Source organism: Streptomyces sp. NBC_01450 (assembly GCF_036227505.1).
Lineage (GTDB): Bacteria > Actinomycetota > Actinomycetes > Streptomycetales > Streptomycetaceae > Streptomyces.
Map to the genome: position 1 here is coordinate 3738444 of NZ_CP109480.1, position 14219 is coordinate 3752662.

At 70.0% G+C, this 14219-nt stretch carries 9 protein-coding genes; 2 read left to right on the forward strand and 7 right to left on the reverse strand.

What is annotated here, in order from left to right; genetic code table 11:
- Window positions 1–113: 113 nt before the first annotated feature.
- Both OG568_RS16645 and OG568_RS16650 read left to right on the forward strand, forming a co-directional pair.
- Window positions 114–2165, forward strand: a complete 2052-nt coding sequence (locus tag OG568_RS16645) for a glycoside hydrolase family 31 protein (RefSeq protein WP_329532152.1) — start codon at window positions 114–116, stop codon at window positions 2163–2165.
- Between the two features lie 117 nt (window positions 2166–2282).
- Window positions 2283–2774 carry a hypothetical protein gene (locus OG568_RS16650; RefSeq protein ID WP_329532153.1) on the forward strand — a complete coding sequence of 164 codons (492 nt, stop codon included), beginning with the start codon at window positions 2283–2285 and terminating at the stop codon, window positions 2772–2774.
- A 19-nt stretch (window positions 2775–2793) separates the two neighbouring features.
- Here OG568_RS16650 and OG568_RS16655 read toward each other — a convergent pair whose 3' ends face one another.
- From OG568_RS16655 to OG568_RS16685, 7 genes are all read right to left on the reverse strand, one after another.
- The gene (locus OG568_RS16655) at window positions 2794–3507 is read right to left on the reverse strand and encodes a glycoside hydrolase family 12 protein (RefSeq protein WP_329532154.1); all 714 of its coding nucleotides are present in this window, start codon (window positions 3505–3507) and stop codon (window positions 2794–2796) included.
- A gap of 36 nt (window positions 3508–3543) precedes the next feature.
- The gene (locus OG568_RS16660; protein ID WP_329532155.1) at window positions 3544–5823 is read right to left on the reverse strand and encodes a glycosyl hydrolase family 95 catalytic domain-containing protein; all 2280 of its coding nucleotides are present in this window, start codon (window positions 5821–5823) and stop codon (window positions 3544–3546) included.
- Window positions 5820–7835: a beta-galactosidase gene (locus OG568_RS16665; protein ID WP_329532156.1), complete on the reverse strand. Its 2016-nt coding sequence runs from the start codon at window positions 7833–7835 to the stop codon at window positions 5820–5822. The genes OG568_RS16660 and OG568_RS16665 overlap by 4 nt, the downstream gene beginning before the upstream one ends.
- Window positions 7835–10048, reverse strand: a complete 2214-nt coding sequence (locus OG568_RS16670; RefSeq protein ID WP_329532157.1) for a 1,4-beta-glucanase — start codon at window positions 10046–10048, stop codon at window positions 7835–7837. The genes OG568_RS16665 and OG568_RS16670 overlap by 1 nt, the downstream gene beginning before the upstream one ends.
- A 150-nt stretch (window positions 10049–10198) precedes the next feature.
- Window positions 10199–11134 carry a carbohydrate ABC transporter permease gene (locus OG568_RS16675; RefSeq protein WP_329532158.1) on the reverse strand — a complete coding sequence of 312 codons (936 nt, stop codon included), beginning with the start codon at window positions 11132–11134 and terminating at the stop codon, window positions 10199–10201.
- A complete protein-coding gene (locus tag OG568_RS16680; protein ID WP_329532159.1) occupies window positions 11131–12165 on the reverse strand; it encodes an ABC transporter permease in 1035 nt (344 codons plus the stop codon). The genes OG568_RS16675 and OG568_RS16680 overlap by 4 nt, the downstream gene beginning before the upstream one ends.
- A gap of 26 nt (window positions 12166–12191) precedes the next feature.
- On the reverse strand, window positions 12192–13880 hold the full coding sequence (locus OG568_RS16685; RefSeq protein WP_329532160.1) for an extracellular solute-binding protein: 1689 nt from the start codon (window positions 13878–13880) through the stop codon (window positions 12192–12194).
- Window positions 13881–14219 lie beyond the last annotated feature (339 nt).

Below are 14219 nucleotides of genomic sequence, written 5' to 3' on the forward strand. Positions count from 1 at the left end.
CATCACACCGCACTGCCACAGCCCCAGCGTCGTGCCCTCCTCCCGGGCACCCCCATGTCTGCATGTCTGCATGTCTGCATTCCTCATGTCTGCATTCCTTCAGGAGCGCCCCCGTGAATCAGCCTGTCGAAAACCAGACCAAGTCAGGCGCGGTCAGCCTCGCGCAGTCCTCCCCGACCGTCGGCACGTTCCGTGAGCGGGACGGCGGGCTCGAGTGGAGCGGCCGTCAGGAGACCGTCCGTATCGAGCCCTGGGGCCCGGACGCGGTCCGGGTCCGCGCGCGCCTGGGCGGCCCCGTCCTCGAAGGGCTCCCCGGCGCGCTCCTCGACGAGCCGCAGGCGACCGAGAGCACCGTCAAGATCCAGGACGGCGAGGGCCGGTTGACGGTCGGCGCACTCACCGTCGAGGTCGACGCCGAGGGTCAGATCCGCTTCCTCCGCACGGCCGACGGCACGGAGCTCCTCGCCGAGGAGCGCGCCCACTTCTGGTGGCCCGGCCCACGCCTGTACACCCCGACGGGAAACGGCCACCACCGCCTGGAGCAGCGCTTCGCCGCGTACGAGGGCGAGAAGCTGTACGGCCTCGGCCAGCACCAGCACGGGCTGTTCGACCAGAAGGGCGCCGTCCTGGACCTGATCCAGCGCAACGCCGAGGTCACCGTCCCGGTGCTCACCTCCAGCCGGGGCTACACCTTCCTGTGGAACTCCCCCGCGATCGGCCGCGTCGAGCTCGCGGGCAACGGCACCCGCTGGGTCGCCGACTCGGCCCGCCAGCTCGACTACTGGATCACCGCGGGCACCCCGGCCGACGCCCAGCGCCGCTACAGCGCCGCCACCGGCCGTACGCCGATGCTGCCCGAGTGGGCGGCCGGCTTCTGGCAGTGCAAGCTGCGCTACCGCACCCAGGACGAACTCCTCGACGTGGCACGTGAGTACAAGCGACGGGGCCTGCCCCTGTCCGCCATCGTCTGCGACTTCTTCCACTGGACCCACCTGGGCGACTGGAAGTTCGACCCGGCCGAGTGGCCGGACCCGGCGGCGATGCGGCGCGAGCTCACCGAACTCGGCGTCAAGCTGGTCGTGTCCGTCTGGCCGTCGGTCTCCCCGCTCTCCGAGAACCACCCGCTCATGGAGCAGCGCGGCTACTTCATCGGCACCCAGTACGGCCCGATGGCCCACGCGGACTGGCCCGACAAGGAGGTCGCCTCCACCGTCCAGGTCGCCTTCTACGACGCGACGAACCCCGAGGCCCGCGACTTCCTGTGGTCACGCGTCAAGGACAACTACCTCGATCCGTACGGCATCTCGGCCTTCTGGCTGGACGCCTGCGAGCCCGAGCTGAAGCCGGGCTTCCAGGAGAACCTGCGCTATCACGCGGGCCCGGGTCTGGAGGTCGGCAACCTCTACCCCCGTGAGAACGCCCGCACCTTCTACGAGGGCATGCTCGCGGCGGGCGAGACCGAGATCGTCACCCTCAACCGCTCGGCGTGGGCGGGCAGCCAGCGCTACGGCGCCGCCCTGTGGTCCGGCGACATCGGCACCGACTTCCCGACCCTGCGCCGCCAGATCGCCGCGGGCCTCAACACCGCGCTCTCCGGCATCCCCTGGTGGAACACCGACATCGGCGGCTTCCACGGCGGCGACCCCGACGACCCGGCGTACCGCGAGGTGATGGTCCGCTGGTTCCAGTTCGGCGCGCTCTCCCCGCTGATGCGCCTGCACGGCTTCCGCGACCCCGGGATGCCGCTGGGCCCCGACATGACCGGCGGCCCGAACGAGGTCTGGTCGTACGGCGAGGAGGCCGGCGCGATCCTGGAGAAGTACCTGCGGCTGCGCGAGCGTCTGAAGCCCTATGTACTGGACGTCATGCGGGAGGCCCACGAGGAGGGGCTGCCGGTGATGCGCCCGCTGTTCCTCGAGTTCCCCGAGGACCACGCGGCCTGGTCGGTCGACGACTCCTACTTCTTCGGCTCCGACCTCCTGGTCGCGCCGGTGCTCACGGCGGGCGCGACAGTGCGTACGGCGTACCTTCCGGCGGGCGCCTGGTGGACCGACGCGTGGACCGGTGAGACGTACGAGGGCGGCGCGGCCGTCACCGTCGACGCCCCGCTGGACCGCATCCCGCTGTTCCTGCGGGACGGGGCGCGACTGCCGGTGGCGGAGTAGCCACGCGAATGCGGGGGAGGCCGGGCGGGCCTCCCCCGCATGATCCGTGACGCTACTGTTGCCGGAACTGTGGCCTCCATCACGGCCGATGAGATCTCGGGCTGCTGAAGTCACCGGATGGTGTACCTGCTCCTGCCGCTCCTCCCCGGAGGCCTGGTCGCGGCCTTCGCCTTCGTCGGGTACTGCTTCAGCACCCTCGGCCGGATCGGCCTGCGGCAGGCCGACCGCGTGGCGTGGCTGCGTGTCCTCGCCGCCCTCATGGGGGCCGCCGCGGCCGTCCTGTACGTGTGGGGCCTGCTCCATCTGGTCGGCGCGGTCATGGACGCGGAGGAGAACGGCACCGACTCGGCACCGCTGCGGCCCTGCCGTACGCCGGGCTGGGAGGAGTGGGCGCAGGACCCCGGCATCGTCGACTACACGGTGCGCTATCTGCCCCTCCGGTTCGTCTGCGAGACGGGGGACGGCGACAGCTACGTCACCGACACCGTTCCCGACTATCTGAACCCCAGCGTGCTGGGATTCGCGCTGGCCGGCGCCGGATGCGCCGGTGCCGCGCGGCTCGTGTCGCGACGGCCCGGCCCCCGCGCGACGCGAGAACCGGGCCACTGACGGTCACCAGCGGAATCGGTCAACTACTGCTCACCGACAGGCCGTTGGTCGCGAAGTCCAGGCCGCCGGACGAGGACGTGATCTCGAAGCCGAACTGGAGGTCGCCGATGGTGACGTTGCCGAACCATCCCTTGGTGTCCTTGATCCACTTGAGGATCGGCAGGACGTCGACGGTGCCGGAGCTGGAGTTCGAGGTGCGCACGAAGGAGAAGACGTCGTTGGATCCGTTGTTGCCCTTGTAGACGGTCCAGGTGTGGCCGCCGAGGGTGAGGGTGCCCTGCGAGGTGCCGAGCGGACCGACGGCTCCGGTCTTGTTCACCCAGAGCATGACCTCGTACTTGTAGGCGGTGTCCCAGATGTCGTACGACGTGTTGTACGCGCCGGACGACGGGACCGTGACGTTGTAGCCGCTGCTGAGCGAGCCGAGCGAGGTGATCGACTTGTTGATCACCTTCTTGGCGTTCGGGTACGACTTGATGCCACCGGTGTTGGGGTGGTTGGCCCAGACGCCCCAGTTCGTACCGGAGTTCGCCCAGATGCACTGGCTGCCCGCGCCGGAGCCCCAGATGTTGTTGTAAAGGGTGTACCCGTTGAGGCTGGTGTTCCCGTACTGCTCGCAGGAGCTCCAGACGGCCGCCTGGGCGGGGGCGGAGGCGAGGCCGACGGTGGCGCCGAGCGCGAGCGCGGGGGCCAGCAGGGCCTTGGCGGCCCTGCCGAGTGTCCGTGTTGCCATGGTGTCCCTTCCATGGGTGGGGGGGAACTGCGGGTGCTACTGCGGCCCCAGGGTGAGGACGCAGTCTTCTCCGGCGCTCAGGGAGAGCGGTCGCGCGCCGGCGGAAGTCCTGAGATCGATCCGCGTGGTGCGGGTGGGGCGGATGACGGCCGTGCGCTCCTCCGGGCTCCAGGTCAGGTCGACCTCGGCGCCGAACCGGGTGCGGATGCCGTGGAGCCGGCCGCTCGGGTACGCCGTGGGGAGCGCGGGGAAGAGGACCAGCCGTCCGGGCGTGGACTGGACGAGCATCTCGATGAGCACGGCGGGAAGCGTGTGGGCGGCGTCCGCGTTGTAGACGTGCCGCTTCGGGTAGTGGCCGCTCATCAGGGAGACATGGAAGAAGTCCCCGGCCAGCACGTTGTCGAGGGCTCCCGCCACCCGCTCCCCGTCCCGCAGCCGGGCCGCCACCAGGGCGTGGTGGAGGTGGCCGTGCGCGGAGTCGTTCTCGGCGCCGCGCAGTGCGAGGGCGCGGTGGGCCGCCGCGGCGAGCTCGGGGGTGTCGTACGGGTTGATCTCGTCGAGCGGCCAGACGCCGTAGAGGTGGCTGAGGTGCCGGTGGTCGTAGGTGTCGTCGAGGCCGGGCCAGGCCCACTCGGCGAGCGCCCCGTCGGCGTTGACGCGGTGCGGCGGCAGCCGGTCGGCGAGCGCGCGCCAGCGCTCGGCGTCGGGTCCGGGGTGGTGGTCGGCCGCCGTGCGCAGGGCGTGGCGCGCCGCCGAGAGGTCCATCGCGGAGTTGAGGGTGATCCAGCTCGCGCCCGCGGGCCGGTTCTCCGGTGAGTACGACGGCACGATCACGACGTGGCCGTTCTCGTCGGTCCGGGTGAGGAAGTCCTCGTAGAAGTACGCCACTTCGGCGAGCGCGGCGGCCAGGCGCGGGTCGCGTGCGCCGCGCGTCTCGTCGTGGTCCACGAGGGGTTTCAGCAGCCAGTCGGCGCCCGCGGTCCACACGTGCAGGGGGTACTCGCGGCTGAGGTGGTAGATGTGCCCGGACTCGCCGTCGGTGTGCGCGGGGGCGACGACGCCCCGGGTGCCGAAGACCGCCCGGGCGTTGTCGCGCCAGTGCGGCAACTGGCCGTGGATCAGGGCGGCATGGGCCTCGGACACCTCCGGGAGCGCCGCCGCGGCGGCCGACGCCGTCTGGAGATTGACGTTGGCGTCGGTGGTGAAGGCCCCCGACCAGGCGGTGTCCCAGTCGCCGGTCCACAGCCCGGTCAGGCGTGGCGGCAGCATTCCGGCGGCGGACAGCAGGTGGTAGCGACCGGCCGCGAAGAGCCGTTCGAGCAGGGCGGGGCTCTTCGGGCGGCCGACCAGTTCCGAGCCGGGAAGCGCCCGTTCGGCCGGGTCGGCGCCCAGCTCCAGCCCCGCCCGCAGGTAGGCCGGGCGGTGCAGGGCGGTGTGGCGGGCGAGGAGAACGTCGTACATGTCCTCGTCGCCGTCGCCGTCGGGCAGCAGGACGCGCAGCTCACGGGCCTCGGCGAGCGCGTCCCACTCCCCCTTGTGCCGTCGTACCCGCGTGAGCAGCAGCACCGAACGCGCGCCCTCGATGCGGATCCCGGGCGGCGCGGTGCGCGTCCGGCCGCCGGTGACCACGGCGAGCGTCACCCCCGTGAACGCCCGCTCGCTGCCCGGATAGCGGGCCCGCAGGGTGAGGAGAGCGCCTTCGGCGGTGAGGACGGAACCGTGACCTACCGTCAAATCCGATGGAACTCCTGGCAGTCGGTGGTCGAGCAGCACGTCGGCGGTGAGATCGGCCTCGGTCACGTGCTGGACGATGACGTCGTCCGCGCGCGAAACGAAGACCTCGCTGCGTCGGCCCCCGCACTCGGCGCGGACGACACCGGTGGTGAAGTCGACCTCGCGCCGGTAGGCGGGCGACTCCCGTGGCGTCCGGAGCAACCGCACCTGGAACGCCGGGTGGAAGGGCTGCACCCACAGCAGCGGCCGCCCGTCGGTGAAGTCCTCCCCGGCGGTGACGTCACCGGCCAGCAACCGGTCCTGGACGCCCTTCAGTCGTGCGGCGAGCTCGGGCGGCCGGGCGGCCTCGCTGCCGTTCGGGCGGACCAGGGTGTGGTGGTTGACGATGACCCGGTCGTCGTTCGGATCGCCGAACACCATGACGCCGTGCCGGCCGTTCCCGCTCAGGAAGGCGTCCTCCCAGCGGGCGGCGGGGGCGGGCTCCCAGGTGCCGTGGACGGGAGTGTCGGTGGAGCCGTGGACGGGAGCGTCCGTGAGGCCGTGGGCAGGGGCGTCGGTGGAGCCGTCGGCGGGCTCGCTCATGGCGCTTTCTCCAGTACGGCGACCCCGTACCGCCCCAGCTCCACGGCGTCGACGACGTCCTCACCGGTCAGCAGGTCGCGGTGGCGTCCGGGCACCGGCACGGTCACCGTGTCCCGTCCGTGGTGGAGCAGGAAGAGCAGTTCGCCCCGGCGTACCGCCTCCACGCCCGCCGGGAGGTGGTCGAGCGGCGGCCTTACGCCCGCGTCCTCGGCGATCCCGGCGAGCAGCGGCCACAGCGCCTCGGGCTCGGGGAGGGTGGACAGATACCAGGCGCGGCCCTTGCGCAGTACGGCCGGAAGACCGTCCAGCTCACCGCCCTTGTACGGGACGACCGCGTAGGTGTCGTCGGCGGCCTCGATCTCCTCGGACCACAGCGTGCCGCGGAAGCCCTCGACGTCGACCTTCTCGCCGGCGTCCAGCGGCCACCACTCGTGCAGGGTGCGGATGCCGAAGAGCTCGCGCAGCCGCTCGTCCATACCGCCGGGCCGCACCCGGTCGTCCTGGTCGGCGACGCCGGTCAGGAAGCCGGAGACGAGCGTGCCACCGCCGCGCACGTACCCGACGAGGTTGTCGATCGCCGTGTCCGTCAGCAGATAGAGCTGCGGGACGACGACCAGCCTGTACGCGGACAGGTCGTGCTCGGGGTGGGCGAAGGAGGTGGTGATGTTCGCCTCCCACAGCGCGCGGTGCCAGGCACTCACGACGGCCTGGTGGTCGACCTCGTGGGACAGCCGCCCGTCCTGCTGGCTCGCCCACCAGGCGTTCCAGTCCATCAGTACGGCGACATCGGCGCCGACGACCCGGGTGTCCGCCACTTTCCCGCTCAGCAGGGCGAGTTCGGCCCCGATCCGCTTGACCTCCTGGAACGTGCGGCCCCGCTCCCCGGCGTGGCTGACCATCCCGGAGTGGAATTTCTCGGCTCCCTGCCGGGACTGCCGCCACTGGAAGTAGCAGACTGCGTCCGCGCCCCGCGCGACGGCCTGGAGGGACCAGAGACGGTTGAGGCCTCGGGGCTTCGGGTGGTTCACGCCCCGCCAGTTCACGGGCCCCGCCGCCTGCTCCATGACCATCCAGGGTCCGCCGCGGGCCTGCGAGCGGGTCATGTCGTGGACGAGCGCGCCGTACTGGCCGCCGAGCGGGTCGCGCGGGTCCGGATAGATGTCGACGGAGACGACGTCTTCCCGCTCGGCCCACGCCCAGGCGTCCTGGCCCTGCCAGAACGGCATGAAGTTGGTGGTCACGGGGATGTGCGGGGTGTGTCGGGCGACGATGTCGCGTTCGGCGAGGTAGCACTCCATGAGAGCGTCGGAGGTGAAGCGCTTGAAGTCGAGAACCTGGGTGGGGTTGTTCATGTAATGGGCGTGGCGGGGCGGGAGGACGCCTTCCCAGTCGTCGTAGCCCTGGCTCCAGAAGGCCGTGCCCCAGGCGGTGTTGAGGGCGTCGAGTGTGCCGTACCTGTCCTGGAGCCAGCGGCGGAAGGCGGCGGCCGCCTCGTCGCCCCAGTCGTAGGTGCAGTACTCGTTGTTGATGTGCCACATCGTGAGGGCGGGATGGCCGGCGTAGCGGGCGGCGAGGTCCTCGGTGATGGCGGCGGCGTGGCGCCGGTAGGTGGCGCTGGAGTGGGCGAAGTGCTGGCGGCCGCCCCACCACTCGATACGGCCGTCCGCGTCGCGGGGCAGCGTCTCCGGGTGGAGCCGGCCCATCCAGGGCGGGGGCGAGGAGGTGGGGGTGGCGAGGACGACTCCGATGCCGTTGTCGTGCAGCAGGTCCATGAGCCGGTCCAGCCAGCCGAACTCCCTGGCCCCCGGGGTGGGTTCGAGCTTGGCCCAGGAGAAGACGCCGACGGTGACGGAGTTGACGCCGGCCTCCTTCATGAGCCGTACGTCCTGCGGCCAGAGCTCCTGCGGCCACTGCTCGGGGTTGTAGTCGCCGCCGAAGAGGACGCGGCCGCGGGTGGCATCGCCGAGACTCGGTCCCTGGCGGGTCGGCGTCGGATTCTTGTGTGTCGGCATCAGATCGGCTCCCCGTACTGGATGCCGCGCCCGTTCGTACCGAGGTACACACGGCCGTACACGCGCGGGTCTCCGGTGATGACCTCGCCGATCCAGCCCCACTGGTGGGCGTCGTCGTTGATCCGTACCCAGGTCTCGGCCGCGTCGTCGGAGCGGTAGACGGCGGTGATCGTCTCCGTGGAGCCGACCTGATAGACGGCCGGGTAGTCGGCGCCGTCGGCCGCCTTGCCGAAGCCGAGGGTGTACGAGGCCCAGCAGCTGGCGATCCTGGCGAAGGTGACGCCCCCGTCGGTGGACCGGTAGAGCCCGTTCCACTTCACGCTCAGCCACAGGTCACCGCTCCGCCCGGGTGCGGCGGCCAGCTTGAACTGGTTGTCCCCGGAAGGCAGTCCACCGGCACGGGAGGTGAAGGAACGGCCACTGTCAGTGCTGGCGTACAGCGTTCCCGTGTCGGTGTCGTACGCGTAGAAGAGCGTCGGGTCGGCCGGGTCGGCGACCGGCGTGGCGCCCTTCGGGAAGGAGGAGACCTCGGACCAGGTCGCGCCGTTGTCCGCCGAGCGGTGAGCCGCGTACTTCGTGCCGTCCCAGTGCACGAAGGACCACAGCAGCGTGCCGCCGTCGGCGCTGGTGGCGATCGGCCCCGGTGCGTCCTTGGCGATGTCGGGCTGGGCCGTGAAGGGCGCCCAGGTCCGCCCGCCGTCGCGGGAGTACGCGCCGTTGCCGTGGTCGCCCCAGCCCGCCCGGACGACGTACGACGGCCTGTCCGCGGCCTGCGCGAGTCCCGTCGCCGACCCGAACACGGGGTTCGTCGCCATGCCGCGCGACGGAGACGCCGTGAGCCGCTCGTGGTACATCACGCCGATGTCCCCGAGTCCGCTGATCAGATGCGCCTCCCCGGCCGGGGGCGAGATCAGTTGGCGCACGGCCGTCTCCTCCAGACCGCGGATCCGCGGCGCCCAGCGTCTGAGGTCGCGGGTGCCGTAGAGGGTCGCGCCGGTCCCGTACACGAGGTGCTTCGAGTCGTACGGGTCGAGGGCGAGCGCCTGGATCCACCAGCCGAACTTCGGCTGGTCGTCTCCCCAGTCGAGGAAAGGAGTCTCTGACACGTCGAAGACAGCCACGTCCTTGAGGGACGCCCAGGTGCGGCCACCGTCGGTGGATCGGAACACGGTGTCGCCGTCGGCCCACCGGTTGTTGGTGGAGACGACGACGGTGCCCACGCGGCGGGCGTCGACGGCGACCCCGCCGTAGCCGAAGGTGTCGCTGCCGCCGGGCTGGACGGGGGTGACGTCCGTCCATCGGTCGGTGGCGGTGGCGGTGGCGGTGGCGAGCTTGTGCACGCTGCCGGCCGACTGGCCGTTGGGCCCGGGGGCGTCGGCGTACGTCACGTACAACTCGCGGGTGTGGCGGTCGTAGGCGGCGCGGATCGGGACCTTGGCGGAGGTGCCGGTGGGCTGCCCGGGGACGGGCTCCCAGGTGGTGCCGTCCGTGGTGCGGTAGAGGTTGACGGCGGTCGCGGTCCCGTCGCCGTCACCCCACCCGGCGTAGACGGCACGGCCGACGGCGACGAGGAAGGTGACACCCTGCCCGGAGGCGCTCGCGGTGGCCGGGAAGCCGCTCACGACTGCCCAAGTGGCTCCCCGGTCGGACGACTTGAGCAGCCCGTCGTGCCGGGTACCGAGCCAGAGAGTGCCACTGTCACGCGGGTCGACGAGCAGCCGCTCCCCCGTCCCGCGTCCGTCTTCGTTGCCGCCCAGCTTCACGGTGAGATCGGTGCGGGTCCAGGTGGCGCCGCGGTCCTCGGAGCGGAGGATCGCGCCGTTGCCGGCCCACGACTGGGCGTAGGTGCCGAGGGCGAGGTAGAGCCGGTCCGGGTGCGCGGGGTCGACGGCGAGCGCCTCGACACCGAGCAGGTTCCAGTCGTCCCAGCCGAGGTGGTCGGTGAGCGGGGTCCAGCGGGCGGCACGCTCGTCCCAGCGGTAGGCGCCACCGATGTCGGTCCGGGCGTAGGCGAGCCCTCGTACGGCCGGATGGAACAGCACCCCGGTGATGAATCCGGTACCGCCGATGACGGCGTTGCGCCAGCGGTAGGAGGGGGTGGCGGCCGTGACCTCGGCGGCGTGCGCGCGGCCCTGGAGGGCCCCGGTGGTGAGCGCGGCGGCGGCCGCGGTCCCGGCGAGAACGGCCCGGCGGCTCAGTCGGGACGCGTGCATGACATACCTCGTTCTACGGAGAGACGGTCAGGGGAGTTACCTGAGGGGCGCGGGGCTGTATCGATATGCGGCTCCGCCGCGTGGGCGCGGCCGGCCACGAACCACCCGCGGCCACCGAACGACCGAAGCGCCCTCTTCAACAGGCGCCGGTCAGCCCTTCACCGCGCCCGTCAGCATGCCCTTCTTGAAATGCCGCTGCACGAACGGCGACAACACGGCCACCGGCAGCAACGCCATCACCATGACCGCCATCTGCACCGCCAGTCCGGACAGTTGGCCGGTCTTGATGGCCTGGCCGAGGCCCACCGGGGCCTCCTGCTTCTGCACGAGCTGGATCATGACGTTCTGCAGCGGCATCATGTCCTGGTCGTTGAGGTAGAGCGAGGCGTTGAACCAGGCGCTCCAGTACCCGACGGCGTAGAAGAGGGTGATCACCGCGAGGACCGCGCGGGAGAGCGGCATGACGATCTGCCACAGAATGCGGAGCTCACCGGCGCCGTCGATGCGGGCACTGTCGATGAGTTCCTGCGAGATACCCATGAAGAAGCCGCGCAGCACCAGGATGTTGAAGACGCTGATCGCGCTCGGGAGGATCAGCGCGAGATAGCTGTCGGTCAGGCCCAGCGACTGCACCAGCAGATAGGTCGGGATGAGACCGGCGCTGAAGAACATGGTCGCCAGCAGCGCCAGCAGGATCCAGCGGTGGCCGAGCGAGCCGATGCGGGAGAGGCCGTAGGCGCACAGGACGGACACCGTCATGGAGAACAGCGTGCCGACGAGGGTGATCAGGATGCTGATGACGGAGGCGCGGGTGACCTGGCCGCCGCTGAGGAGTTCCTTGTAGGCGACGAAGGTGATGCCCTTGGGCACCATCACCAGGCCGCCGGCCTCGTCGATGGTCTTCCGTGAGGAGAGGCTGGTGACGATGACGATCCACAGCGGGAAGAAGATCCCCACGCAGGCGAGGGTCAGCACGAGTCCCTTGCCCGCGAGGCCGGCCTTGCTGGGCTCCTCCTCCCACACCGGCCGGGGCGGCGCGGCCCAGCGGCCGGGGCCGCGCACGGGTTTGTCGATGACGGCGGTCACTTCTTGTACACCCCCTGCTCGCCCATGAGATGGGCCACCTTGTTCGCGGCGAGGACCAGGCCGAGGCTGACCACGCCCTTGATCAGTCCGGCGGCCGCCGCGTAGCCGAAGTCCTGGTTGCGGACGCCGTTCCACCAGACGAAGGTGTCGAGGACCTCCGCCGCACCTGGTCCGACGGCGTCGCGCTGGAGCAGGATCTGTTCGAAGCCGACGGTGAGGGCGTCACCGACGCGGAGCACCAACAGCAGGGCGATCACCGGGCGCAGCGCGGGCAGCGTGACGTGCCACATGCGGCGCCAGCGACCCGCGCCGTCCATCGCGGCGGCCTCGTACAGGTCCGGGCTGACCGAGGACAGCGCGGCGAGGAAGACGATGATCCCCCAGCCGGCGTCCTTCCACACGCTCTCCGCGGTGATCAGGAACTTGAAGGTGTTGGGGTCGGTCATGACGTCGAGGCCGTCGTACCCGTGCTGCCGCAGCAGCTGCGAGAGGATTCCGGCGCCGCCGAAGAGCTGCTGGAAGACGGCGATGACCAGCACCCAGGAGAAGAAGTGCGGCAGGTAGAGGATCGCCTGCGAGAGCGCCCGGACCCTGGGCCTGACCACACTGTTGATGAGCAGCGCCAGCGCGATCGGGATCGGGAAGTACAGGACGAGCTGGAGGAAGAACAGCACGAGGGTGTTCCGCACGGCATCCCAGAACGCCGAGTCCGCGAAGACCCGTTGGAAGTTCTCGATGCCCACCCAGGGGCTGTGCAGCATGGAGACGATGCCGTTGTCGCTGATGTACGGGTCGTAGTCCTGGAAGGCGACGAGGTTGCCGAGGATCGGCACATAGTTGAAGAGCAGGACCAGCAGGACCGCGGGCAGCGTCATCAGGAGCAGGACGCGGTCGCGTCTGAACCTGAGCCGCAGGCTCACCTTCCCGGAGGGACGTTTCTCCCGGGAGCCGGTGGCGCCGCCGGACGCCACCGGAGTCTTCCCTGTCGTGTCGGCCTCGGTCCCGCTCCGAGGCACCGTGCTGTGGGACACGGCCGTTCTCCTTGCCTCGGTGCCGGTCAGCTCGTCGCCGAGCCGTTCTCGTCGAGCAGCTTCTTGTACCAGTCGCGCAGTTTGTCGCCGCCCTTGCTCTTCCAGTCGGAGACGGCCTGCTGCATGTCGCTGATCTTCTTGCGGCCGCGGACGATGTCGTCCTCCAGCTGCTCGAAGTCGTTGGAGAGGTTGGTGTAGCGGGACGGCTCGGTGATCTGCATGCCGTAGAAGGAGGACTTCTTGGTGAAGGCGCCCATCCGCTGCTGCCACTCGACCTGCGCCTTGGCGACCTCGGGGAAGTCGGGGTGGGCGATGGTCGCGGTGGGGCTCGCGACCATGACGTAGGCGTTGAGGACCTCGTTGTTGCCCTGGTCGGTCTTGGTGGGGACGCCGTTCTTGACGGTGTAGTGGGTGCCCTCGACGCCGTAGTTGGTGAGCATGTACTCCTTGGTGCCGTACGGCGCGGCGGTGACGTTCGCGACGGCGAGCACGTCACGGATCACGGACTCGGAGGCCTTCTTGCTGACGAAGGCGAAGATGTTGGCCGGCTCACCGGCCCAGAGAGTCGGCGAGCCGCCGTCGTGGCCGAAGATGTCCATGCCCCAGATCTTGTAGTCCGGGTTCTGGGTGGCCTGTTCGGCGGTGCGGCTCCACCACTGCGAGATGTCCTGGTTGTAGATGAGGAACTCGCCTGCGGCGAACTTGGGACCAGGGTCGGTGGACTGGCTCTTGCCGAGCTTGGCGTCGGGGTGGACGTACCCGGCGGCGAACAGCTTGCGGGTCCACTCCAGTGCTTCGAGGTACTCCTGGGTCTCGACGCGGTAGATCAGCTTGCCGTCCACCATGTTCCAGCCGAGCGCCTTCTCGCTGCCGGAGAGCACGCCCCAGGCGTTGAAGGCGGTCCACTTCATGTCCATGCAGGCCCAGCGCTTGGCCTTGGCGTTGGTGATCTCCTTGGCCAGGGCCATGAACTCATCGGCAGAGGTGGGTACCTGGTACCCCTCCTTGTCGAAGATGTCCTTGCGGTAGAGGGGCACGATGTTCGCGACGTACGAGGACGGCATGGGCAGCCCGCGCAGCTTGCCGCCGAAGATGCAGCGCTGCCAGGCGTCGGACGGGATCCCGGCCAGGTTCGGGTAGTCCTTGGCCTTGTCGCCGGAGAGATACGGGCCGAGGTCCGCGAACTTGCCGATGATGGCGCTGGGTATCTTGCCGCCCATGTTCCAGCCGGGGATGACCACGACGTCCGGGATGTCACTGGAGGCCAGGACCGCGCCGAGCTTCTGGTCGTAGGTGTTGCCGTCCTGGTTCTGCCACTGGACGTCGACACCGATCAGATCGTTCATCGCCTTGTAGTAGGCGTTGTCCCCCTTCGGCGGGGAACCCCAGAACGGCGACATGATGCTGACCTTGCCGCCCTTGCCGAGCTTCTTCGGCACCGAGGTCTTCAGGGAAGCGATGTCGAGCTTGGTGGTGAAGCCGACCGCGGAGCCGTTCTTGGCGGCGATGTCAGGGGTCACCACATTGGTCGCGACGTAGGCCGGCAGCAGCTTCTTGGCGTTCTTGCCCGCTGACGTGCCCCCGCCCGAGCCGCTGTCCGAACCGCCGCAGGCGGCGAGCAGCGGCATCCCTCCCGCCACCGCTGCGGCGGCGACCGCCGTGGAGGCGAGGAAGCTTCTCCGGCTGGGAGCGGAGGTGGCGGCGTTCGGCGTCATTGCGTCAACCCTTCATGGCGCACAGCAGGACACCCGGCGGTGGAGCCGTCGGCTGCGGTGTCTTGAGTGGAACTGGCTGAGCCGAAGCGGTCCTCAAAGGACTGCGTGGAGGACTGCGTGCCCCCGAGGGAGCCGCCCCACTAGTCGAAGCGCTTCGATGTTGCTGCGAGGTTAAGTGAACACCTGGGGGTGCACAAGAGCCGATTCCAAGATTCCTCGGAGGTGTACAGGACTGGATCAGCCTCATCGGGCGCCTGAAATGCCAATGAGGAAACGGAGTTGTTGCGTCGAGGTGTCTTGACACCCGCCCCTCGGGCGAACCAGCATCGAAGCGCTTCG

Excerpts from the sequence above, each read along its gene's own strand:
- OG568_RS16650 (WP_329532153.1), top strand. The coding sequence starts at position 2,283 with ATGGTGTACCTGCTCCTGCCGCTCCTCCCCGGAGGCCTGGTCGCGGCC.
- OG568_RS16670 (WP_329532157.1), bottom strand. The coding sequence starts at position 10,048 with ATGCACGCGTCCCGACTGAGCCGCCGGGCCGTTCTCGCCGGGACCGCG.
- OG568_RS16660 (WP_329532155.1), bottom strand. The coding sequence starts at position 5,823 with ATGAGCGAGCCCGCCGACGGCTCCACCGACGCCCCTGCCCACGGCCTC.
- OG568_RS16655 (WP_329532154.1), bottom strand. The coding sequence starts at position 3,507 with ATGGCAACACGGACACTCGGCAGGGCCGCCAAGGCCCTGCTGGCCCCC.
- OG568_RS16665 (WP_329532156.1), bottom strand. The coding sequence starts at position 7,835 with ATGCCGACACACAAGAATCCGACGCCGACCCGCCAGGGACCGAGTCTC.
- OG568_RS16685 (WP_329532160.1), bottom strand. The coding sequence starts at position 13,880 with ATGACGCCGAACGCCGCCACCTCCGCTCCCAGCCGGAGAAGCTTCCTC.